Raw genomic sequence first — 23,289 nt, 5'->3', positions numbered from 1 at the left:
CCGCGGAAACCTAACCTTTGTTCTGGGCCAGACTAGCGTCAATCTCGTCAGGCGGTCAATGGCAGGGTAGCTCCGTCCAAAGATGACCTAACGCGGCCCATCGTTGCGCCGATGTGCACCAGACATCTGTTTCACTGTGCCGAGGGCCCCGCCGCGGCGAGGACGATCAGCCGCGGTTGACGATGCCCCGGATCACGTCGTCGCGCGCCATGGCCAACGCAGTCTCGGGACCGAGGTCCTGAATGAGGTTCTCCGGTAGCCACAGGACGTCGATGACGCACCGGGTCAGGAGGCCGAGTAGGGAGGGGGCGACGACGCGCAATTCGCCCTGGCGCAGGCCGGCGGAAAGCAGATCCGACAAATCCTGCATCCGTTCGTCAAAGGCATGGGCGGGGTTGCGGCTGTCGGGAGCCGAGTGGCGCATCCAGGCGAGTTGGATCTTCCACTCGTCGGGGAAGCGTAGGACCGCGTTGATATGGATCCACGTCAGCGCATCGAGCTTCTCAACGGCGCTGGACTCCGAACTGAGGGCGGCGACGATCGCGGCACTGACCTTCTCGCCGAACGCCTGCATTATCGATGCCAGCAATTGATCCATGGAGCCGATCACCCGATAGACGGTAGCGGCGTTGAGTCCGGCCTCGGCGGCAATGTCTCTGATGGTGGTGAGTTCAAAGCCTTTGCGGCCGAACACCGTGCGTGCCGAACGCTGAATGTGCTCGAACTTTCCACCGGTGCTGTCGGTGGATTCCCATTGGCGGACGAACTGATCTGCCGCAGCACGGGCAGCGGACCGATCCAGTCGGTCATTGTCAACGGGCTGCGCCGCAACACCATGCAGTAGAAGCTGGCAGAGCACCGTGGCAACGTCTTCGGTCGACGCATCGCGACGGATGACGTCGAGGCCCACGTGTAGCAGGGATTGGCAGATGCGGTCGGCGAGCGGGACGAGATCGACGTCGGAGCGCAGGTACCCACTCCACCGCCCGGCCCGCAGCGTCTGCACCATGGCGTCCTGGATGGCGACCGGGCGCTGACGCAGCAACGCCATCAACTCGGGACTCTCCGTGGGTGCCTCAAAGAAGGACATCTGGAGCGCGGCTCTGTTGCGGACCGCGCATCGGGCGATCTCCGAAGCCAATTCGATGACCCTGTCCTCGACGCTGGCCGAGTCGGCGGCGTCCAGTCTGCGCAGTGCGGCGGTCCCCACTTGTGCGATATCCGCGTGGTAGCGGCGGACCAATTCGATCAGCAAATCCTCTTTGGAGGCAAAGTGGTGATAGAGGCTTCCGGTCAGTATTCCTGCGGCGTTGGCGATCTCCTGAAGGGAGGTTCGCAAACCTGTTGTGGCGATCAAGGACTCGGCGGTCGTCAGAATTTCGGCACGTCGCGAACTGTCCCGGGGGGCCGTGTCGGTCGGTCGCGCACGGGGGCGCTTTTTGTTGGACCCGCTAGCGCCGGAGGACTGGTGGAGCGACATCACACCTCCAAGGCCGCCGAACTCACATCGCGCCGAGCGGTCAAACACCATCGTCGCGTCGAACTCTCGGGCACCGGTGTGGCGAAGCCCGCGGTAACGGCAAACGCTATCAGATGGTCGGCGCGTGTCGCGATGATCCCGATGACCCAATCGGAGCGGGAGTGCAGCGTGTCTACCGCCGGCCACCCAAAGTTACAAATTCCCTAAGGTTTGTTTCGGTTGGCCCGCCCCGTCACCGTTGGCGCGAAGGGTCTGGACTCCGCGGTCGCCGGCCCAGAAGTAAGCCGATTATCCCGACATCAACGTAAATAACCGCTGTCAGCTTCGGACGGGTGGTGTCGGCTCGGGGTATCGCCGAGCGGGTCCCGCGGACCGGGACTATGAGCCGCTATTGACCTAACATCTGTTTCTGTCGTAACCTCACCCACGCTCAGCTTTCGGGAAGTCGCCGGGCCCGATCGGGTCCACCACCGACGGAGGTAGCCCACGTCCAGATCCGCGAAATGCTCACGGCCGCCGGCCGACAGAGGCCGGGAGAGGCCCGCCGGATACCGCGACAGCGCCGCACCTTTCACAGGGTGACGGCGACCGGGGGGAGCTCACGATGCAGCGGATAGGTCGGCCCAGTGGGTTCCAGCCGAACCGGCCGGGAACGCGAGATCACCTGATTCGCCCCATCCTCGGCGTACTCACCGTGGCCGGAATGGTCGGGCTGGTGGCCCTGTCGGCAGCCTTTTTTCGCGGCTCTTTCGAAGCCAGTGTGCCGGTCACCGTGCTCGCAGCCCGCAGTGGGCTCGTGATGAATCCCGACGCCAAGGTGAAGATGCTCGGCGTGCAGGTGGGACGGGTCGACTCGATCGAACAACTCGACAACGGCACCACGGCGATCCACCTTGCGATGGTGCCGAACCGGTTGGACGTGATTCCGTCCAACGCTCGGGTGGACATCACGTCGCCGACGGTGTTCGGCGCGAAGTTCATCCAGTTTCTCCCGCCGACGGAACCGGCCGCGGCGCCGATGCGGCCCGGGGCGGTCGTGCAGGCCGAGCGGGTCACGGTGGAGGTCAACACGGTCTTCGAGAGGCTGTCCGCCGTACTGTCGGCCGTCGAACCGGAGAAGTTGAATCAAACGCTGGGCGCGTTGGCCTCCGGGGTCAACGGCCGCGGAGCGCAACTGGGCGCTACGATTGCCGACTTCGACGCTCTGTTGGCCGAACTCGAGCCGAGCCTGCCGACGCTGGCCCATGACGTCGCGGTGTTGCCGCCCGTGCTGGATACCTATGCCGACGCCGCCCCCGACCTGATGACCACGGCAGCCAATGCCGGCCAGATCGGCCGGTCGATCGTCGACGAGCAGCACAACCTCGATGCCCTGCTGGTGAGCGTCATCGGGTTGGCCGACATCGGCACCGATGTGCTGGCTGCCAACCGCACCCCGTTGACCGAGACATTGCATCTGCTGGCACCGGTCACCGATCTGACCAATCAGTACGGACCGGCGCTGACCTGCGGACTCGGGGGTGTGGTGACCATGGCGCAGGCCACGCCGCTCAAGCCACCCGGAGTGGAGGTCCTGGCTGGCTTCCTCTGGGGGCAGGAGCGGTGGCGCTACCCCTCGAACCTGCCCAAGGTGGCCGCCAAGGGCGGACCGCAGTGCACGCACATGCCCGTGGTCCCGTTCGATACCCGGGCCCCCTACGTCGTCGCCGATACCGGGGCCAACCCGTGGAAATACGACAACAAGGGGATCCTGCTCAACTACGACGGCCTCAAGCAGGCGTTGTTCGGTCCGCTGGACGGCCCGCCGCGTAACACGGCGCAGATCGGACAACCAGGGTGAGCCGCACGAACCGGACCGCGTGGAAGTTCGGGGCCTTTGCCGTGGTCATGGTGCTGCTGACGGCGTTGATGGTGGTGATCTTCAGCGAGTACCGCGGCGGTGACACGCACCGCTACAGCGCCGTCTTCACGGATGTGTCGAGCCTGAAAAAGGGTGACTCCGTGCGGATCTCGGGGATACGGGTCGGTCGGGTCAGCGGTGTCGCGTTGACTGCCGAGAAGAACGCCGTGGTGGAGTTCGACGCCGATCGCGCGGCGGTCCTGACCACCGGGACCAGGGCCGTGGTGCGCTACCTCAACCTGGTGGGTGACCGTTACCTGGAACTCGTGGACGGACCGGGCCCCACCGCGATCCTGCCTGCCGGCGGCCGGATTCCCGTCGAGCGCACCGCGCCGGCGCTGGATCTGGACTCGCTGCTCGGCGGCCTCAAACCGGTGATCCAGGGCTTGAACCCCGCCGATGTCAACGCGCTGACCTCAGCACTCGTCCAGGTCCTGCAGGGCCAGGAGGGGACCGTGGAATCGCTGTTCGCGCGCACCTCGCGCTTCACCACGGCCCTGGCCGACAACGGCCATATCCTCGAGCAACTCATCGACAACCTCAACGTGGCGATGACCACCGTGGCCTCCGACGGCGCCCAATTCTCCGACCTGGTCGACGAGATCGAGCAGTTGATCAGCGGCCTTGCCGCCGAACGTGAACCCATCGGTGCGGCCATCGATGCGCTCAGCAGCGGCACCAGTTCCCTGGTGGACCTGCTCAGCGAAGCCCGGCCACCGCTGGCCGCCACCATCGACCAGCTCCACCGGCTGGCGCCCGCACTCGATGCCAAGAAGGACCGCATCGAAACGGCGTTGCAGAAAGCCCCGGAGAACTACCGCAAGCTGGTCCGGATCGGTTCCTATGGAAGCTTCGTCAACTACTACATCTGCTCGATCGCCATCCGTATCTCGGATCTGCAGAACCGCACCGCCCAGTTCCCGGTCTTCAAACAAGAAGCCGGTCGATGCGCGGAGCCCTCATGAACCGGTACCGCGGACCGCGCCTGATTCATACCGGGTTCATCGGAGCGGTGCTTATGCTGCTCGTCGTCGCCATCGGGCTGGCGCCCCAACGCATTGTCAGCTGGGCCTCCGCGATCCAGTACCACGCCGCCTTCGCCGAGGCGGGCGGCCTGGGGACCGGCAACGAGGTGAAGATCGCCGGTGTCAAAGTCGGTACGGTATCCGGTATTTCACTGCAGCGCGGACACGCGCAGGTCACCTTCACCGTCGACAGCAGGGTGTCATTGGGATCGAAGACCACCGCGCACATCCGGACCGGGACGCTGCTCGGCGAGCGGATGCTCATCCTCGAGTCGGACGGCGCGACCACGATGAAACCGCTCGAGGTCATCCCCGTCACCCGGACCTCGTCGCCCTATTCGCTGACCGAGGCCGTCGGCGAGTTGACCACCAATGTGGCAGGAACCAATACCGAAACGTTGAACCAGGCGCTGGATACCCTGGCGGCGACCATCGACCGGATCGCTCCACAGCTGGGGCCGACCTTCGACGGGCTGTCCCGGCTGTCCCAGTCGGTCAACCGGCGCAACGACACCGTGAGCGAATTGCTCGCCAGTACCGGCGAGGTGACCGGGATCCTGTCGGAACGCAGTCAGCAGGTGAACACACTGCTGCTCAACGCCAACGACTTGCTGGACGTGCTGGTTCAACGCCGACATGAGATCGTCCGCCTCATCAACGGCACATCGGCAGTGGCTCGAGAACTTTCCGGACTGGTGGCCGAGAACGAACGGGAGTTGGCTCCCACGCTGGAGAAGCTGAACGCGGTGACCGCGATGTTGGAGAACAGCCGGGACAACATTGCCAAGGCCCTGCCCGGGCTGGCCAAGTTCCAGGTGACGCTGGGCGAGACCGTGGCCAGCGGTCCGTTCTACACCGCATTCATCCCGAACCTCGATCTGCCGCCCCTGCTGCAGCCGTTCCTCGATTACGCCTTCGGATTCCGCCGCGGCGTCAATGCCGGGCAACCGCCCGACAATGTCGGTCCACGTTCGGAATTCCCCTTCCCGTACAACGGGATTCCGGAGGAGCCGCGGTGATGACGAGGGCTCGAACCGCTCTGGCCGCGGCGCTGGTGATCCTGTTGCTGACCGGGTGCGCAGTGCTGTTGCGTGCCAATGTATTCCGGCCGACGACGATCACCGCCCAATTTACCGCGGCGACCGGGGTCTACCCCGGCGATGATGTCCGGGTGGCCGGGGTGAAGGTAGGCACCATCACCGCCATCCGGCCCGACGGTGCCCACGTCACCGTCACGTTGCAGGTCGCGCACGGAATTCCCATCCCGGCTGAGGCGAGGGCTGTGATTGTCGCGCCGAACCTGGTGGCGGCCCGCTACGTCCAACTGGCCCCCGCCTATATCGACACCGGCCCGACCATGGCCGACGGGGCCCTCATCACCGCGGACCGGACGGCGGTGCCCGTGGAGTGGGATGAGGTCAAGGATCAGGTGATGCGCCTGGCGACCGCGCTGGGTCCGACCGCCGCGGCAGCGGAGACCACGGTGTCGCGCATGGTGGACAGCGCGGCCGGTGCGATGGCGGGCAACGGCACCAAGCTCCGCGAGACACTCGAGCAACTCTCCGGTGCCGGCCGGATTCTTGCCGAAGGCAGCGGGAACCTCGTCGACATCGTCAGGAACCTGCAGAACTTCATCACCACATTGCGCAGCAGCAATGATCAGATCGTCCAATTTCAGGGTCGGCTGGCCACGCTGTCGAGCGTCCTGGAGGGCAGCAGGTCCGATCTGGACCTGGCGCTGCGCAATATTTCCGAGGTGATCGGGGAGGTCACCCGCTTCGTCCGCGGCACCCGGGACCAGACGGTCGAACAGGTGCAGCGCCTGTCCAACGTGACGCAGACGCTGGTCGATCACCGCAGGGACCTCGAGGAGGTGTTGCACGTGGCGCCCACGGCATACGCCAACGCCTACAACATGTTCGACCCGCGCACCGGAGCCGCCGGCGGGGTGTTCACCTTGAGCAACCTCGCCGACCCGGTCAAGTTCATCTGCGGACAGATCGGCGCCCTGGAGAACATCACGGCCCCGACGACGACAAGCCTGTGCGCACAGACCCTCGGTCCGGCATTGCGGAGCTCGAGCCTCAATTACCTGCCCTTCCCGTTCAACCCGGTGTTGACCGCGCAACCGCGGCCCGAAGACCTCATCTACTCCGAACCCCACCTGGCCGCCGACCCGCCGCCGGCGGCCCCCGAACCACCGCCGGCTGTCTCGGCCTACACCGGAATCGGGGATGTGCCGCCACCACCCGGATGGGGCCCGCCTGCGCAGCTTCCGGAGGTTCTCCTGCCGACCGGACCGGTCCGGCCCTTACCGGCCGAGCAGCACGGCCTACAACCCGATGCGGGGAGCCCGCCGTCATGAGGACCACACGACTGCTGCGCCGCGCGTTCGCCGTCGGGTGCTGTGCACTGCTGCCGGGGTGTGCGTTTCAGGGGATCAACTCGCTGCCGCTGCCCGGCGTCGTCGGACGCGGCGCCGACGGCGTCGTCTACCACGTTCTACTCGCGAACGTCGGCACGCTGGAACCGAACTCGCCGGTGCTGATCGACGACGTAGTGGTGGGCAGTGTCCGTTCGATGCGCCTGAACCATTGGCAGGCCCACGTCGAGATCTCGGTTCGATCCGACGTCGCCGTCCCGGGCAACGCGGTGGCCACCGTCGGCCAGACCAGCCTGCTGGGATCCATGCACGTCGCCCTCGACGCCCCGTTGGGGGAACCGGTGGGCGGTCGGCTCGAACCCGGCGCCACCATCGCGCCCGACCGGTCGCGGGCGTACCCGTCCACCGAACAGACCTTGGCGTCGCTGTCGACGGTGGTGAACGCCGGCGGTTTGGGGCAAATCGGCGACATCGTGCACAACTTCGGCGCCGCGCTGTCCGGAAGTCAGAGCCAGGCCCGGAACCTGCTGGCCCGCCTCGACCGCTTCGTCGGCGTCTTCGATCAGCAACGCGACAACGTCATCGCTTCCATCGCAGCGATGAACCGGCTCGCCGCGACCTTGGCTTCCCAGCGGGACATTGTCAGCGCGGCACTGGAACGGATCCCGCCGGCGCTGGCGGTGCTCAATCGGGAACGCACCCGATTCACCACGGCCCTGGATAAATTGCGCATCTTCGCCGACACCGCCCGCGGATTGATCGACGATGCCGGGGCCGATCTGGTCCGCAACCTGCGTAACCTCGTTCCGACCGTCGCAGCGCTGGCCGATGTGGGCCCCGACATCGACGATGCGATCGCCTTCGCCCCGGTCTATCCGCTGGGCCAAAACCTCATCGACCGGGGGATCCGTGGCGACTACATGAACCTCTTTGTCACCATCGACCTGACTCAGCACCGCCTGAAGAAGGGACTGGCTGCCGGTACGCGGTGGGGGAACTCCGATCTGCCCTTGGTGCCGGCACCAGGAGATCCCGGCTACAACGCGTTCTACGGCGGGAATCCGGTGACCGCTCCGATCGCGGAGTCTCCCAACGGCCCACCGCCACCGGCAGTCGATCCGCCGCCGACCGGCCTCCCCCCGGGAACCGGCTGATGCTCACCCGATTCGTGCGCGTGCAACTGATCATCTTCACGATTGCGTCGGTGATCGGTGTCGCGACGATGCTGTTCCAGTACATCCAGGTGCCGACCCTGCTGGGGCTGGGCAGAATCACGGTGACCCTCGAACTTCCCGCCGCCGGCGGTCTGTACCGGTTCGGCAACGTCACCTACCGGGGCGTGGAGGTCGGCAAGGTCACCGCGGTCGACGTCAACCGGGACGGGGTCCGAGCGAAGTTGTCGTTGGCTGCCAGCCCGAAGATCCCCGAGCAACTGATCGCCGAGGTCCGCAGCGTCTCGGCGGTCGGTGAACAATATGTCGAACTGCTACCGGCGAACGGTGCCGGACCCTATCTGCGGAACGGCTCGGTGATCCCAGTGCGCAACACCAGGATTCCGCAACCGATAGGGCCGATGCTGGATCAGGTGAGTGAGCTGGTGGGTAGTCTCCCGAAGGACAGCATCTCCGCACTGCTCGACGAGACCTATCAGGGTCTGGGCGGCGCCGGCCCCGATCTGGGCTCCCTACTGGACTCCGCAGCAACACTGTCCCGGGACGGTCGCTCGGTTGGATCCGAGCTGCGAGTCCTCGTGGAGGACGGCGCGCCGCTGCTCGACGGCCAGGTGCAGGCCCAGCAGTCCACCCGAAGCTGGGCGAAGAGCCTAGCCGGGGTCATGGGACAACTCGCCGAGAACGACCCTCAGATCCGCACGGTTTTGCAGACGGGACCTACTCTGGCGCAAGAGGTTTCATTACTGTTGGACCAGGTCAGGCCGACGCTGCCGATCCTGCTCGCCAATCTTGTGAGTCTCGGTCAGGTCGGCGTGACCTACCGCCCCGGCCTGGAGCAGTTGTTGCTGCTGCTGCCGCCGGTGACGAGTTACTACCAGTCCTCCATGCCGAAGAACAATGCGACCGGAATACCGTTGGGCGACTTCCGCATATCGGTCGACGACCCGCCGGGGTGCACGGTCGGCTTTCTTCCGGCGTCGCAGTGGCGCTCGCCGGCCGAAACCACGACGGTCGACACCCCGGACGGGTTGTACTGCAAGTTGCCTCAGGATTCACCGATCGCCGTCCGCGGAGCCCGGAATCTGCCGTGCATGACCAGGCCGGGCAAACGGGCCCCAACGGTCGAGATCTGTGAGAGCGATCAGGAATTCATGCCGTTGGCCATGCGGCCACATGCGACGGGACCCGCACCGTTCGACCCCAGTCTGGTTGGCCAAGGCGTGCCGCTCGACGACCGAGCCGGCGGCGATGCGCAGATCTTCGGTCCGATCGAGGGGACGCCGCTGCCTCCGCCGGCGCCGGTTCCCCCGGGGCACCCGGCCGGAACGGTGGCGCCGAGCGCGGCGGAAACCACCGCGGAGTCTGGACCGGCCGTGGCCGTCGCCGAGTATGACCCGCGAACGGGACGCTACCTGGGCACCGATGGGCACAGCTATCGGCAGGCCGACCTGGTCGCCGGCCCGCGAGACTGGCGGGATCTGGTGCTCCGGCAGGAGACGACATGAGGGCCGTGGTCATGTCGGTAACTGTCGGAATGCTGCTGGCGGGTGTCTGTGCACCGCTCGCACACGCCGACGACGTGGCCATCAACGGGGTATACACCGCGGTATCGGATGGCGAATGGGCCAAGACCAATGAACGCTACGAGGACCGGCCGTCGTTGATCAGCACCTGGACCGTCAGCTCGACCTGTCAGAACTATCTGGACTGCACCGGGCGGGTCGTCAGCGACCACGGCTGGAGCGCCGATCTGAGCTATCGCAGCGGCCAATGGTGGGTAGCGCAAACGCTGCCCGACTGGATCAGGTGTCCGGACGGGTCGACCGCTCCCGGCAAACAAGGGTTTTCGTTCTGGCCCGACCGGGCCAACCCGGCGGTGCTTATCGGCTGGGACAAGACCGTCGGGCCCAGCGGCGCATGCGGTGTCAATCGGTGGCTCACCATCGAGATGCCGTTCACACTGACACCTCGGGCATGAGCGCCGCGGCCGCATCGCGTGATCACCTACGGCCCGCCGGACGTGGGCTTGCCCACACCCGGGCATCGGGATTGGAGCCCAACCCTCCCGTAGGGGTAGGGTTCGGTCGTCGCCGACGCACGGGTGACCTGACCCAACGCAGAGATTCCCGTTCAGGTCATTGATTCACCGTTCTGGCAACGACTTTCGCGCAACGTCGCGCGTCCCGATGGATCTTTGACATTCGCCACGCCGGCGTGCGGTGCGGTGCCGGAACGGAGCTGTGGTGAAACAACTGCCCGAGGCCATCACACCGCGCGAGCAGCAGTCGGTGTTGGCTACGTTGCGTTCACCGCGTCGGCTGCGCTCCGAGGTCCTGGCCGGCCTGGTGGTGGCACTGGCCCTGATCCCGGAGGCGATCTCGTTTTCGATCATCGCCGGGGTGGATCCTCGGGTCGGTCTGTTCGCGTCGTTCACGATGGCCGTCACCATCTCGATCGTCGGCGGTCGGCCGGCGATGATCTCGGCGGCCACCGGGGCCGTCGCGCTGGTGGTGGCACCGCTGGTGCACAGCCATGGGCTGAATTATCTGACCGCCACGGTGATCCTGGCCGGAGTGCTGCAGCTGGTCCTGGGCGGGCTGGGGGTCGCCAAGCTGATGAGGTTCGTGCCGCGCAGCGTAATGGTCGGGTTCGTCAATGCCCTCGCGATCCTGATCTTCCTCTCTCAGCTCCCGCATCTGCTCGGCGTGCCGTGGCTGGTCTACCCGATGGTCGCGGTGGCGATCGTCGTCATGGTGGCGCTGCCGAAGCTGACCACCGCGATCCCCGCCCCGCTGATCGCCATCGTGGTGCTCACCGTCGCGACCATCGGACTGGGATGGTCGGTGCCGAATGTGGGCGACGAAGGCGAACTGCCGTCGAGCCTGCCCGCGCTACTGATCCCCGATGTGCCGTTCACGCTGCAGACTTTCGGGGTGATCGCCCCCTACGCGCTGACGATGGCCGTGGTCGGATTGTTGGAATCGCTGATGACCGCCAAGCTCGTCGACGACATCACCGACACCCATTCCGACAAGTCCCGGGAGGCGCTCGGTCAAGGTGTCGCCAATGTCGTCACCGGTTTCTTCGGCGGCATGGGCGGCTGCGCGATGATCGGGCAGACCATGGTCAACGTCAAGGCCTGCGGTGCCCGTACCCGGATCTCCACCTTCCTGGCCGGGGTATTCCTGCTCGGGTTGGTGGTCGGCCTCGGCGACATCGTGGCGCTGATCCCGATGGCGGCGCTGGTCGCGGTCATGATCATGGTGTCGGTCGCCACGCTGGACTGGCACAGCGTCCACCCGAAGACGTTGCGGCGCATGCCCAAGAGCGAAACCGTCGTCATGCTGTCGACCGTCGGGGTCACGGTGGCCACCGGTAACCTCGCCTACGGAGTCGGAGTGGGCATCCTGACCGCCATGGTGCTGTTCGCCCGTCGCGTCGCTCACCTCACCGAGGTCGTCGACATCGCCCACCCGGACGAGCACACCCGCGTGTACGCGGTGCGGGGGGAGTTGTTCTTCGCCTCCAGCAACGACCTCGTCTATCAGTTCGACTACGCCGGCGACCCCGACAACATCATCATCGATGTGAGTCAAGCCGATATCTGGGATGCCTCGTCGGTGGCGACCCTGGACGCGATCACCACCAAGTACGCGGCCAAAGGGAAGACCGTCAGCATTATCGGGATGAACGACAACAGCGCCCAGCGACACGCACGGCTCAGCGGACGACTCACCGGGTCAAGTTGATCGGCACACCGAGGGGTCCATGATGAGCAGCCCGATCGCCGGCGAGCAGCATCTCCAGATTGGCGCGGTCGCCGCGCGAACCGCACTGTCGATCAAGACTATTCGCTATTACGACGAGGTGGGATTGGTCGTTCCGTCCGCTAGGTCGACGGGAGGTTTTCGGCTTTACACCGCAGCGGACGTCGACCGCCTGCTGTCCATCCGCCGGATGAAACCCCTGGGCTTCAGTCTCGATGAGATGCGCCGACTACTCGCGGCCCTGCATGCGCTGGACGCCGCGGACAGCACCGCCGTCGAAAACGCAGCTGCCAGGGCCTACGTCCTCGAATGTCATCGGCAGGCCCAAGATGCGTGCACCGAACTCGCCCGGCAACTGGCCTATGCCTGCGAACTGACCGAACAGCTCGCGCGCTACGACAACTGATCCGGTGCGGCCCCGTCAGCTCGCGCGGATCGTGACACCGCGAATCACGGTGTCACGGGCATGAATCAAGGAATCCCGTGGGCCGAGTGCGAGCAGTATGTTCTCCGGAATCCATTGCACCCCGATGATGCAGCGGGCCAGCATCTCCGCGTTCGGATGCTCGATGCTGATCTCTCCGCCGCGGATCCCTTCGGACAGCAAGGATTTCATCTGCCGAATGCGGGTGGTGAAGGCGGCGCCGGGATTCGGAGTGTCCGGCGGTGACTGTCGCATCCACGCCAGCTGGATCCGGAACTCGTCCGGAAAGCGGGTCAGCGCATTGATATTGACCCAACTCAGGGCATCCAACTTCTCGATCGGCGTCGATTTCGAGCGGAGCACCGCCGTCCACCCCGCGCCCACCCGCTGGCCGAACGCCAGCATGATGGACATCAGCAGCTCTTCCTTCGAGCCGATCAGGCGGTACACCGTTCCGGTTCCCATCCCGGCGGCCGCGGCGATATGGCGGACCGTGGTGCCCTCGTAGCCGCGCCGGCCGAACTCGGCGCGGGCGGCGGACCGCACTCGGTCGGCTTTGCTTTCGGAGTCCCCGTCGTCGCCGTCATCCCAGGTGTTCACCACCTCGTCGGCCGCGGCGAACGCCGCCGACTGGTCCAGCGCGGCATCAGCGGGCTGGCCGGTGGCCAGTCCCTGCAACAGTATTCGGCACAGAACGGTCGCGACGCGGTCACTCGGAGCATTGTTGCGGATCACGTCCAGCCCCACGTGCAGCATGGTCTGACAGATCCGGTCGGCCAGGATGGGAAGATCGATCTCGGCTCGGATATGACCGCTCCACCGGCCGGCCCGCAGGATCTGCAGCATGGCCTCCTGAATGGAGGTCGGCCGATGCCGGGTCAGTTCCATCAACTCCGGATCGGCACTGGGCCCCTCGTAGAACGACATCTGAAGAGCTGCCCGATGTTCGACCGCGCACGCTGCGATGGCACACCCCAGCGCGATGACCTGTTGGTCGATGGGGCTAGGGCTTGGATCGTCGAGACGACCGAGAGCGTCCTGACCGATGCGGTCCAGATCGGCGTGATACCGCCGGATCAACTCGATGAGGATCGCTTCTTTGGATTCGAAATGGTGGTAGAGGCTGCCGGCGAGGATGCCGGCCGCGTCGGCGATCTGCTGCAACGAGGTCCGCAGGCCGGAATTGGCGATCACGGTGTTCGCCGTCTGCAGGATTTCGGTACGCCGACTGGCGTCCCCGGTCACGACACCGTTGCTCACCGCTTCTTGCACGGTTACCGACTCCGTCCTACCTCTGGCGCAGCAATCCCACCGGTGCGCTCGGGCACGAGGATTCTGCCGCGATTCTACCGGCCGAACCGGCACCGTGGCGGTACCGCTGAAGCGGCGGCTTCAGATGCTGAGTTTGCGGTAGCGCTGCAGTCGGCGAAACCCGGCTGTCGGTGCCGGCCCAACGACCGGTCGTACCGCCGTCTCGGCCCGGCGGCGGACGTCGTCGACGTCGAGGCCGGTACCGATGGCGACCAAAGCATTGGTCCGGGCTTTCGGTGGGGCCGCCCCAATGTGGATCGTCGTTCCGACCGTATTGACGAGGTAGCGCCGCGACCGCTCTCGGGACCGCACCGCGACGGTGCCCTTCATCCGGTAGACCCCGGCCGGCGGATTCTCCAGTAGGTCGAGCAACGCACCCGGGTCGACGTCACCGGTGCTGGTCACGGTCACCGACGCGGCGTGGGTGCCGTCGCGGTGGTGAAGGTGCAGGTGAGGCTCGGGTTCGCTCCTGCCGTCGGCCAGGAACAGCTCGCGCATGGACAGCTGCCCCGAATCCTCGACGGTGTCGGCGATGTCGAACAGCAACGTGGGGTCGATCTTCCCGGCGACCGCGCCGACCACATGCACCGCCGGGTTGGATTCCCGAATACGCGCTTCGATTCGGTCGAGTTGGGCCGCGCGGTCCCGCTCCGCGATCTGGTCCAGCTTGTTGACCACCACCAGCGACGATGCCGAGTAACGGGCCGGGGGGCTGGGATCGCGATCCACCGTCTCGAAGTGTGAGGCCGCGTCGATGACGTCGACGACACCGCCGAGCCGGACGTTCTCGACGCCGCTGAACCGGATCATCCGGCCCACTGCGACTGGCTCGGCCAGCCCGCTGGCCTCGACGATGATCGCGTCCAGCCGCAATCGCGGGTCGGCCAGTTTGGCCAGCGCCCCGTCGAGTCCACCTTCGTCGGGCAGGCAGCAAATGCACCCCCCGGCGATCGAGGCGGGTTCGTCCACCTGCCCGGTGACCAGGGATGCATCAACATTGAGGTCACCAAAGTCGTTGATCACCACACCAATCCGCGCATCGGGGGCGCGCAGCACGTGGTTGAGTAGCGTGGTCTTGCCTGCGCCGAGGTAGCCGGTCAGCGCGATCACGGGTAGCGCTGCCACGGCACCACCTCTCTGCTTGGTCGGGGCTTCGCGACCGAGTGTAGAGGTCGCGGCCGGCCGGTCGAGATCCGCTCACAGCTCAGGGCGGACCGCGCCGCGGAACTCACGTGTCGGTCCCAAAAAATTGTTCAGCGTGAGTTACGGCTGCTGCGGCACACTAGATCGGGGTGGGGTCGGGAAACGATATTTCCGCGTCGCCGGGCATCGCGCTGATCCCGAGGCGGTCACACACCTCGAGAACCTCGTCGACGATGCCGTCGGGCACGACGAACGGCTCCAGCGCCGACACCTCGTCGAGGTGCGCGTGAATGTCTTCGACGGTCGGCGAGCTATCGGCGGTTGCCAGCCAGCCGTGCCCGAGTCCGACGAAAACCCGTGCGTAGCGTCCCGCGCATGCGGAGTAGTTGCGGTGCGTGAAATTGCAGGCCTTGCTGGCCAGGAATACCACCAACGGGGCGACCAGGTCAGGCCGGATGGCGCGCATGAACCCCGACTCGCGCAGGAACTGTTCATCGCCCACCGTCTCGGTCACCATCCGTGAAAAACCGGTGGGTAAAACCGTATTCGACGAAATCCCATGCTCAGCACCTTCGATGGCAATGACATTGGAAAGGCCCACCAGGCCGGTCTTGGCGGCCGCGTAATGGGCTTCCATCGGCTGCCCGAAGTTGCCTGCCGACGATGAGATGAACACGAACCTCCCGTACCGCTGTTTCATCATCGCCCGGTATGCGGGCTGGCTCAGGTAGAAGCCGCCATCGAGATGCACCCGCAGCATCCGGCGCCATTCGTCGGCCGAGAGTTGTTCGAATGGAATGCTGTTGAAGATCCCGGCATTGCTGATCACGACGTCGAGCCGTCCGAACGCCCTGATCGCGGTGTCGACGATCACCTGACCGCCCTCGGGGTTGTCCACCGAGTCGTGGGACGCCACGGCCCGGCCGCCGGCCGCCGTGATCTCCTCGACCACACCGTCTGCCACCGTGACGTCGGCACCGTCGCCATGCATGGTGCTACCGAGGTCGTTGACCACCACGGACGCGCCGCGGCGCGCCAGCTCCAGGGCGTAGTGCCGGCCGAGGCCCCGGCCCGCGCCGGTCACAATCGCGACTTGCCCGTGGAAATCGATCATCTCGAAAACTCCCGATATTGCGGTCGCCAATCGATTGACTGCTCAGAGGGTGAACCTTATTCTGGAACAGATATTTGGTCAACAGAGGGCGGGCGGCGAACTGGAGGGCATGGGTGCACAGCGACGGGGACGACGCTCGCGTCGGAGCGCTGGGCATGTTCGCATCGGCGCTGGCGGGTCGCCCGGTGGGGGTTTCGCCGCTGGCAGCGGGTGAACCGTCCTGGACCGATGGCCAGACCATCTTTCTCGATCCGACCGCACCGGCGGTCGATTGCACCGCATCCGTTGCCGTGCATGCCTCGCTGATCGCGGCCGGCAGTCTGGAACCCGAGGTGGTCCGGGCATTGGTCCGTCACCCGCGACAAGCCAAGAGGTACCTCGCCGTGGAGGCCCATCGTGCGCTTGTCGCCAACGGCACGATGTTGCCGCCGCGGCTGGGGGTGCTGGCGGATCGCGCCGTCGCAGGCCTGAGCGGTTCGAGCGCGAGGTCGCTCGAAGTTGCCGGCGGCAAGCAGCCGCTACAGGTCGCGCCGTGGGAGTTCGGTGTGCTTCGCCCCAAGAAAATCCTGACGGCATCGGCCGCGGCGGCCGAGCAGGTGGACCACGAAACGGTCGGTCACGCTCCGCGGAGCCAGCCCCGCCAGGAGTTGGAGGAACTGGACGACGGCGAGATCGACGACTCCGATGACCCCGACCTGTTCTCCAGTCCGGTCGGCGGGGGCGGGGCAATCGGGAAACTTCTGAAGAAGTTGCTGTCGTCTGCTCGGAAGACGGGTGGGAAGGGCGCCGGGCCGCCCGGTGCCGACGCACCCACCCACCGGACCAACTCGGCCAACCGGGGCGCCTACGCGGTGTCATCCCTGGCAACGCTCAACAGCGACGACACGGCCGACATCGAGAAGGACGGCCTCAAGTATCCGGAGTGGGATGCCGAGCACCGCAACTATAAACCGGACTGGTGCACCATCCGCGAGGTGCAGCCGGAGATCAAACCCGCTGCCACGCAGGAGGTCGAGGGCGCCATCGGCGTGCGGCGTCCGCTCGCTCGGCTCGGGATGGGCCTGCACCGCCGCCACCGCCAGCCCCAGGGCGACGACATCGATCTCGACGCGGCCGTCGAAGCGCGCGTCGAGGCCAGAGCCGGATCGGTGCCCGAGGAGTCGGTCTACCTGGACAGCTTGCGACGTCGGCGCGACCTGTCAGTGCTACTGCTGCTTGATATCTCGGGTTCAGCCGCCGAACCCGGGACGGTCGGGAGAACGGTGCACCAACAACAGCGTGCGGCCGCCGCGCACCTCATGGTCGCGTTGCACGATCTGGGCGACCGGGTGTCCCTGTACGCATACTATTCGCAAGGGCGCTCGGCGGTGAACATGGTCCCGGTCAAGCGGTTCGACGATCACCTCGACGCGCGGATCTTCCGACGACTCAACAGCCTGGAGCCCGGTGCATACTCGCGCCTCGGCGCTGCGATCCGGCACGGCTCAACGATTCTGGAGGAGCGCGGCGGCACCTCCCGTCGACTGCTGGTCGTCCTGTCCGATGGCCTCGCCTATGACCACGGATACGAACGGGCCTACGGCGCCGCTGACGCGCGGCACGCGCTGGCCGAGGCGCGCCGCCGGGGAACCGGGTGCGTGTGCCTGACCGTCGGTGCCAGCACGGACGTGGTGTCGCTGGGCAAGGTGTTCGGAAGCACCGCGCACGCCACGATCGCCCGGCCGGACCAGCTGGCGAACGTCATCGGGCCGATGTTCAGATCGGCGATCCGTTCGGGGGAAGTCCGCAGGAGGGTGTCGTGATGGGGCCCTGGAGAAAGGTGTGTTGATGTCGAATGAATCCGGGCTCGTCTACCAGAACGGGGTGGACCCGCAGGCGGCGAGCACCCGACCGTATTACCAGCCGGTGGGCAATGAGGATGCGGTGTTCAAAGCGGCCTTCCGCCAGGGCCTCTCGATTGTCTTGAAAGGTCCCACCGGCTGCGGAAAGACCCGCTTCGTGGAGGCCATGGCCCACGACCTCGGCCGGCCGCTCATCACGGTCGCCTGCCACGACGACCTCACCACCGCCGATCTGGTCGGCCGGTACCTGCTGCGGGGCGACGAGACGGTTTGGGTCGACGGTCCCCTGACCCGGGCCGTGCGCGAGGGCGCGATCTGCTATCTCGACGAGGTGGTCGAAGCGCGGCAGGACACCACCGTGGTCTTGCACCCGCTGGCCGACTACCGGCGGCAGTTGCCGATCGAACGGCTCGGCATCACTCTCGACGCGGCCCCGGGGTTCGGCCTCGTCGTGTCCTATAACCCGGGCTACCAAAGTGTGCTCAAGGATCTCAAGGATTCGACCCGGCAGCGCATGGTCGCGATCGAATTCGGTTTCCCCGAGCCGGATATCGAGGAGGGCATCGTCGCTCGCGAGGCCGGGGTGGACCATTCCACCGCGGTCGAGCTGGTGCGGTTCGGGCAGGCGATCCGGCGCCTCGAGACCGGCGGGCTGCGGGAGGTCGCGTCCACTCGCGTGCTCATCGCCGCGGGGCGCCTCATTGTCGAGGGGCTGTCGACCGTCGAGGCGGCCCGCGTGGCCATTGCGGGCCCGCTCACCGACGACGCGGCCGTGCTACGTGGACTGCGCGAAATGATCGATCTCTACCTGGGCCGCCCGGCGCCGAATCATTGACGCTCCAGTCCCGCCGCCGATAGGATCGCAACAAATATTAGGTTACACATGGGGTACGGCCCGGAACCCCACCTCGGAGGTCAAATGTCGTACGAGAGCACCGCAGAGCCCATCAAGGTCGGCTACCTGATGGACTTCACCTTGCCGCCGGGGTTCCCGGAGGAGTTGATGGGCTCTTTCACCCAGACCTTCGATCTGGTATTCGAAGAGGCGGTCCAACAGGGACTGATGGATCGGCCGGTGCAGATGATCTACCGCGAGGTCGAGGGTCTGCCGAAGGGTTCGGTCAAGGCGGTCATCGATGCGTACGGCGAACTCGTCGACGAGGGCTGCCTGGTGGTGTTCGGGCCGAACATCACCGACAACTGCGTGCCGGTGCGGGAAGCGATCGAGGAGCGATTCAAGGTCCCGGCCATCAGCGTCACCGGCACCGATGACTGGCTCGGGGAGTGGACCTTCGCCTTTCCGCAGGGGTCGCTGACCGACGAGCCGATCTTTCTCATCGACCTGATCGCCAAGCGCGGATTGACCGAAATCGGGGTGCTGGTAGAGCAGAACCTCATTGGCGAGACCTATCTGAAGAACCTGCGAAGTGCCGCTCGGCGCAGGAACATTCGCATCGTCGCGGAGGCCGCGATCGCCCAGACCGCCCAGGACATCGACGAGGCCGTCCGCACCCTGCACGAGGCGAAGGCCGAGGCGATCGTCCACCTCGGATTCGGGTTCGGGATCGTGTTCATCAATCCCGCGCTCGAGGCCGTCGACTGGGATCCACCGCGCTTCACCACCACCGCGTTCCAGAACGCGTGGGTCAACCCCATCATGTGGAACGCCTTCCTGGGCTGGATCGGGGTCGATCAGTACGACGAGGGCAACCCGGTGGGGCAGGCCTGGCTCGATCGGTACGCGACGAGGTACGACGGCAGTCGTCCCGAGTACTGCGTGTCGGTGGTGAACCACGATGTCGCCGCCACGTTGGTGCGGGCGTTCGCCGACGCACATCCGCTGAGCCCGCGCGGCGTCAAGGAAGCCCTCGAGCGGGTCAAGATGATGCCCGCCGCCTCCGGCGCGCCCGGCACCCGGGTGTCCTTCGGCAAATGGACCCGACGGGCGTGGATGGGCTCGGGGTATCTGGTGGCACGGACCCTCGACGCGGACGGCATCAATTCGCATCTGGTCGATCGCTTCGGCGAGGAAGGCTGACACCGATGGACGTGCCGATCCGAGACCCCCGATGACCACCGAGGAGACCCCGCTGGTCACGGAGAAGACACCGGGCGAGGCCAGCAGCAAGTCCGCGGGCAACGGGCCGAACTGGGGTCGGTGGCTCGGCGCGTTCGCGCTCGTCGCCTTCTTCGGGATCTTCATCGCCTTCGCGCGCACCGAGGTCCACCCCCGGGTCGCGAATCCGAACCTCGAAGGCCGGCCCCGGCCGGTGGAGTTCCTCTTCGGCTTCGACGGCTGGCTGTGGGTCCACCAGATCGGCACCGTGGTGCTGCTGGTGATCCTGGTCGCGATCTTCGTCCGGGGCTGGCGCCGCGATCCGGGCAGCCCGATCATGCTGATGTTCCTGTGCACCACGCTTATCGTGTGGCAGGACCCGATCATGAACTGGGCGCCGTTCGCGGTCTACAACCCCGAACTCATTCACTGGCCCGAGAATTGGCCGCTGATCATGCTGTCGCCGACGGTCGAGCCGTTCATCGTGTTCGGCTACGTCGCGTTCTACTTCGCGCCGTTCTTCCCGGCGATCTGGATTCTGCGCAAGTGGCAGGCCAAGCACGGCCCCACGGCGTTCGTGTCGCGGCATCCGTTGATCAGCCTGGGCCTGCTGGTGCTGGTCATCGGGTTCGTCTTCGACGCCATTCTCGAGGTGAGCCTGGTCCGCACCGGCCTGTACATCTATTCGCAGGCGATCCCGTTCGGAACGCTGTTCCCCGGCACGACCTTCCAATTCCCGCTGATCTGGGAGTCGCTGGCGGTGACGTTCGTGATGATCCCGGCGGCGGTCCTGTGCTACCGCGATGACACCGGCAAGTCGGTCGCCGAGAAACTCGCGGCCCGGGCGCGACTGTTCCCGACGAAGCCGGCGCTGGGCACCTTCCTGGTGATGTTCGTCATCATCAACGTCGCCTACTTCGCCTACGGATCCTGGTTCGCCGCGATCAAGGCGAGCGGGCTGGCGACCGCGGTGGCCTGCCCGTGGCCGTACCCCGAGGCCAAAGTGTATGACCCACAAGGCTATTTCGAACGCGAGGGCGCCGAGGGGCCGTTCTCGGTCGGAAAGTGGGCCACCTGGCAGAGCGGCCTGCCGAACGGGCGGCCCGACGTCGAACCGCCGCCGCCGGGTGAAGGCAACTGCGCGCCGGAGAACCAGGATGGCTGAGCCGCGCACCGTCGTCGTCACCGGAGCGTCGCGGGGCCTGGGCTTCACCTCGGCCGTGCGCCTCTATCGCGAGGGGTGGCGCGTGGTCGCCGCGATGCGCACCCCCGATCGCGGGATGCCGCTGCTGCGGGAGGCGACCGGGGCGAGCGAGGACGACGACCGACTGATCGCCGTCCAGCTGGACCTGATGGACACGGCGTCGATCGCCGCTGCCGCCAAGGTTATCGAGGAGACGGTCGGTGCGCCCTACGCGCTGGTGCACAACGCCGGGATTTCCGCCGCGGGCATGGTGGAGGAAGCGGATGTCCAGCTGTGGCAGGACATGTTCGCCACCCACGTCATGGGGCCGGTCGCGCTGACCAAGGCTCTGCTGCCCGCTATGCGCGCTGCGGGTCAGGGGCGCATCGTGGTGATCTCCAGCGCGGGCGGGGTGCGCGGACAGCCGGGCATCGCGGCGTACTCGGCGGCCAAGGGGGCGCTGGAGCGGTGGGGCGAGTCGATGGCCGGCGAGATCGCGCCGTTCGGGCTGGGCGTGACGGTGCTGGTGACCGGCACCTACGACACCGACATCATCACCGACGCGGGCACCATCGACGATCGGATTCTCGACGGGCCCTACGCCCGGGTGCACGACACCATGAACACCCGGGGAAGGTTTGCGATGAGCTTTGCCCGTCCGCCGGAGAAGTTCGCCGATGGTCTGTTGCGGGCACTGGGGGACCGGGCCCCATTTCGTCGCCGCGGTGTCGGCGCCGAGGCGTCGATGTTGTTGGTGGCCAACAGAGTTCTGCCCGCCGCCGGGATGCACCACATGTCCCGCCTGGTCCTCGGCATTCCGAGGCAGGGTGCCATGCGGGGCGGCGCGGTGCCGTTGACCGCCGCGCAGCGGGCCATGGTGCTGGCCGCCAAAGTCCTTCCGCAGCCGGTCCTGCGCCGCCTCGGCGAGGCGGCCGAGCGGCGGCATGCCAAGAAATCCACCGAGAAGAAGAGTGAGACCGATGGCTGAGGCCCCGGCTGTGACGTTCGAGTCCAGAATGTTGATCGACGGCAAACTCGTCGACGGTGAGGCCGGCACCTTCACCAACATCAACCCCTCGAACGAAGACGTGCTCGGCGAGGTGGCCGACGCGTCGACGGCGGACATGCGCCGCGCGATCGAGGCCGCCCGCCGGTCGTTCGACGACAGCGACTGGTCGCGCCAGCATCAACTGCGCAAGCGGTGCCTCGAGCAGCTGCATGAGGCCATCGAAGCCGAAGTGGAGGAACTGCGGGAAGAGTTGATCCGCGAGGTGGGTGCGCCGCGCGCATTGACCCATGGCCCGCAGTTGGACGCCCCGCTCGCCGACGGCCTCAGGTATCCGGCCCGGTTGATCGAAACCTTCCCGTGGGAAATCGATCTCGGCGACACCGTGGTCTCGGTCACCGGCGTCAACACCACCCGCAAGGTCTGGCACGAGCCGGTCGGCGTGGTCGGTGCCATCGTGCCGTGGAATTTCCCGTTCGAGGTGAGCATCAACAAGCTCGGACAGGCGCTTGCGGCGGGCAACACCGTGGTGCTCAAACCCGCGCCCGACACCCCCTTCAACGCCACCCGGCTGGGACGGCTTATCGCCGAGCACACCGACATCCCCGCCGGTGTGGTGAATGTGGTGACCGCTTCGGATCACCTTGTCGGCGAAGAGCTGACCATCTCGCCCAAGGTGGACATGATCTCGTTCACCGGCTCCACCGGGGTCGGTAAACGCATCATGGAGAAGGGGGCCGCAACCATGAAACGGCTGTTCCTCGAACTCGGCGGTAAGTCGGCCACCATCGTTCTGGACGACGCCGACTTCAATACTGCGTGCCTGCTCGGCATCGGGCCGTTGATGCACGCCGGCCAGGGATGCGCGGCGCCGACCCGGATGCTGCTGCCCCGCTCCCGGTATGACGAGGGCGTCGCGATCCTGCAGGGCATGTACCAGAACATGGCCGCCGGCGATCCCCAGGACCCCGGCACCCTGTGCGGCCCGGTGATCTCGGCCAGGCAGCAGTCCCGCATTCTGGGCTACATCCGGAAGGGCATCGACGAGGGCGCGAAGATGCTGGTGGGCAGCACCGAACCGCCCACCGAGTTCGACAAGGGATTCTGGGTCAGCCCAACACTTTTCATCGACGTCGACAACAAGATGACCATCGCGCAGGAGGAGATCTTCGGGCCCGTCCTCGCGGTCATCCCCTATGACGACGAGGACGATGCGGTTCGCATCGCCAACGACAGCGCGTACGGCCTCGCCGGAAACGTGATGTCGAATTCGCTGGAGCGCTCCCTGGCGGTGGCGCGACGGTTGCGGGCGGGATTCATCGGGCTCAACGGCACCGCCGGGTACGGCGCGGACACCCCGTTCGGCGGCTACAAGGACAGCGGCGTGGGCCGGCAGAACGGCCTCGTCGGCTTCAGTCAGTACACGGAAGTGAAATCGGTGGCCTATCCGGCTCAGTGATCTTTGCTTGCGCCAAGCACGTTCA

19 protein-coding genes are annotated in these 23,289 nt (G+C 66.3%); 15 read left to right on the top strand and 4 right to left on the bottom strand.

All coding sequences use genetic code 11. The annotated features are described in order from the left end of the window. Window positions 1-166: 166 nt before the first annotated feature. A complete protein-coding gene (locus RCP80_RS23470) occupies window positions 167-1,480 on the bottom strand; it encodes a TetR/AcrR family transcriptional regulator (RefSeq protein ID WP_373693402.1) in 1,314 nt (437 codons plus the stop codon). Between the two features lie 604 nt (window positions 1,481-2,084). Here RCP80_RS23470 and RCP80_RS23465 point away from each other — a divergent pair. The 9 genes from RCP80_RS23465 to RCP80_RS23425 all read left to right on the top strand — a co-directional run bounded on the left by RCP80_RS23465 (window position 2,085) and on the right by RCP80_RS23425 (window position 12,133). Then, complete coding sequence (locus tag RCP80_RS23465) at window positions 2,085-3,320, top strand: MCE family protein (protein WP_308479961.1); 1,236 nt, start codon at window positions 2,085-2,087, stop codon at window positions 3,318-3,320. Beyond that, entirely contained in the window at window positions 3,317-4,345 is a 1,029-nt protein-coding gene (locus RCP80_RS23460) for an MCE family protein (RefSeq protein WP_308479960.1), read from the top strand. Before RCP80_RS23465 ends, RCP80_RS23460 begins: the two co-directional genes overlap by 4 nt. Beyond that, complete coding sequence (locus RCP80_RS23455; RefSeq protein ID WP_308482999.1) at window positions 4,342-5,424, top strand: MCE family protein; 1,083 nt, start codon at window positions 4,342-4,344, stop codon at window positions 5,422-5,424. Before RCP80_RS23460 ends, RCP80_RS23455 begins: the two co-directional genes overlap by 4 nt. After that, a complete protein-coding gene (locus RCP80_RS23450) occupies window positions 5,424-6,770 on the top strand; it encodes an MCE family protein (RefSeq protein WP_308479959.1) in 1,347 nt (448 codons plus the stop codon). Before RCP80_RS23455 ends, RCP80_RS23450 begins: the two co-directional genes overlap by 1 nt. Continuing rightward, the gene (locus RCP80_RS23445) at window positions 6,767-7,942 is read left to right on the top strand and encodes an MCE family protein (RefSeq protein ID WP_308479958.1); all 1,176 of its coding nucleotides are present in this window, start codon (window positions 6,767-6,769) and stop codon (window positions 7,940-7,942) included. The genes RCP80_RS23450 and RCP80_RS23445 overlap by 4 nt, the downstream gene beginning before the upstream one ends. Continuing rightward, window positions 7,942-9,465, top strand: a complete 1,524-nt coding sequence (locus tag RCP80_RS23440; protein ID WP_308479957.1) for an MCE family protein — start codon at window positions 7,942-7,944, stop codon at window positions 9,463-9,465. The genes RCP80_RS23445 and RCP80_RS23440 overlap by 1 nt, the downstream gene beginning before the upstream one ends. Next, the gene (locus RCP80_RS23435) at window positions 9,462-9,938 is read left to right on the top strand and encodes an Rv2253/PknI dimerization domain-containing protein (protein ID WP_308479956.1); all 477 of its coding nucleotides are present in this window, start codon (window positions 9,462-9,464) and stop codon (window positions 9,936-9,938) included. Before RCP80_RS23440 ends, RCP80_RS23435 begins: the two co-directional genes overlap by 4 nt. Before the next feature lie 265 nt (window positions 9,939-10,203). Continuing rightward, window positions 10,204-11,709: a SulP family inorganic anion transporter gene (locus RCP80_RS23430; protein ID WP_308479955.1), complete on the top strand. Its 1,506-nt coding sequence runs from the start codon at window positions 10,204-10,206 to the stop codon at window positions 11,707-11,709. A gap of 22 nt (window positions 11,710-11,731) precedes the next feature. Beyond that, a complete protein-coding gene (locus RCP80_RS23425; RefSeq protein WP_373693401.1) occupies window positions 11,732-12,133 on the top strand; it encodes a MerR family transcriptional regulator in 402 nt (133 codons plus the stop codon). Window positions 12,134-12,148: 15 nt separating this feature from the next. Here RCP80_RS23425 and RCP80_RS23420 read toward each other — a convergent pair whose 3' ends face one another. The 3 genes from RCP80_RS23420 to RCP80_RS23410 form a co-directional block, all read right to left on the bottom strand. Then, window positions 12,149-13,411 carry a TetR/AcrR family transcriptional regulator gene (locus RCP80_RS23420; RefSeq protein ID WP_308479953.1) on the bottom strand — a complete coding sequence of 421 codons (1,263 nt, stop codon included), beginning with the start codon at window positions 13,409-13,411 and terminating at the stop codon, window positions 12,149-12,151. Window positions 13,412-13,543: 132 nt separating this feature from the next. After that, the gene (locus RCP80_RS23415) at window positions 13,544-14,587 is read right to left on the bottom strand and encodes a CobW family GTP-binding protein (RefSeq protein WP_308479952.1); all 1,044 of its coding nucleotides are present in this window, start codon (window positions 14,585-14,587) and stop codon (window positions 13,544-13,546) included. Window positions 14,588-14,744: 157 nt separating this feature from the next. Then, window positions 14,745-15,719 (bottom strand): SDR family NAD(P)-dependent oxidoreductase, encoded by a 975-nt coding sequence (locus RCP80_RS23410; protein ID WP_308479951.1) that lies wholly within the window; start codon window positions 15,717-15,719, stop codon window positions 14,745-14,747. A gap of 113 nt (window positions 15,720-15,832) precedes the next feature. Here RCP80_RS23410 and RCP80_RS23405 point away from each other — a divergent pair, with 113 nt between their 5' ends. The 6 genes from RCP80_RS23405 to RCP80_RS23380 all read left to right on the top strand — a co-directional run bounded on the left by RCP80_RS23405 (window position 15,833) and on the right by RCP80_RS23380 (window position 23,264). Continuing rightward, window positions 15,833-17,521, top strand: a complete 1,689-nt coding sequence (locus RCP80_RS23405; RefSeq protein WP_373693400.1) for a nitric oxide reductase activation protein NorD — start codon at window positions 15,833-15,835, stop codon at window positions 17,519-17,521. Between the two features lie 25 nt (window positions 17,522-17,546). Further along, window positions 17,547-18,395, top strand: coding sequence for a CbbQ/NirQ/NorQ/GpvN family protein (locus RCP80_RS23400; protein WP_308479950.1), 849 nt, complete (start codon window positions 17,547-17,549; stop codon window positions 18,393-18,395). A gap of 84 nt (window positions 18,396-18,479) precedes the next feature. Then, window positions 18,480-19,598, top strand: a complete 1,119-nt coding sequence (locus RCP80_RS23395; protein ID WP_308479949.1) for an ABC transporter substrate-binding protein — start codon at window positions 18,480-18,482, stop codon at window positions 19,596-19,598. Window positions 19,599-19,629: 31 nt separating this feature from the next. Continuing rightward, window positions 19,630-20,781, top strand: coding sequence for a spirocyclase AveC family protein (locus RCP80_RS23390; protein WP_308479948.1), 1,152 nt, complete (start codon window positions 19,630-19,632; stop codon window positions 20,779-20,781). Continuing rightward, the gene (locus RCP80_RS23385) at window positions 20,774-21,787 is read left to right on the top strand and encodes an SDR family oxidoreductase (RefSeq protein ID WP_308479947.1); all 1,014 of its coding nucleotides are present in this window, start codon (window positions 20,774-20,776) and stop codon (window positions 21,785-21,787) included. The genes RCP80_RS23390 and RCP80_RS23385 overlap by 8 nt, the downstream gene beginning before the upstream one ends. Then, window positions 21,780-23,264 carry an aldehyde dehydrogenase family protein gene (locus tag RCP80_RS23380; protein WP_308479946.1) on the top strand — a complete coding sequence of 495 codons (1,485 nt, stop codon included), beginning with the start codon at window positions 21,780-21,782 and terminating at the stop codon, window positions 23,262-23,264. The genes RCP80_RS23385 and RCP80_RS23380 overlap by 8 nt, the downstream gene beginning before the upstream one ends. Window positions 23,265-23,289: the final 25 nt, after the last annotated feature.

Origin of the sequence: Mycolicibacterium sp. MU0053 (genome assembly GCF_963378095.1) — a bacterium.
GTDB lineage: Bacteria > Actinomycetota > Actinomycetes > Mycobacteriales > Mycobacteriaceae > Mycobacterium > Mycobacterium burgundiense.
Note: the sequence above shows the minus strand (reverse complement) of the source record. Positions and strands in the feature narration are given on the sequence as shown.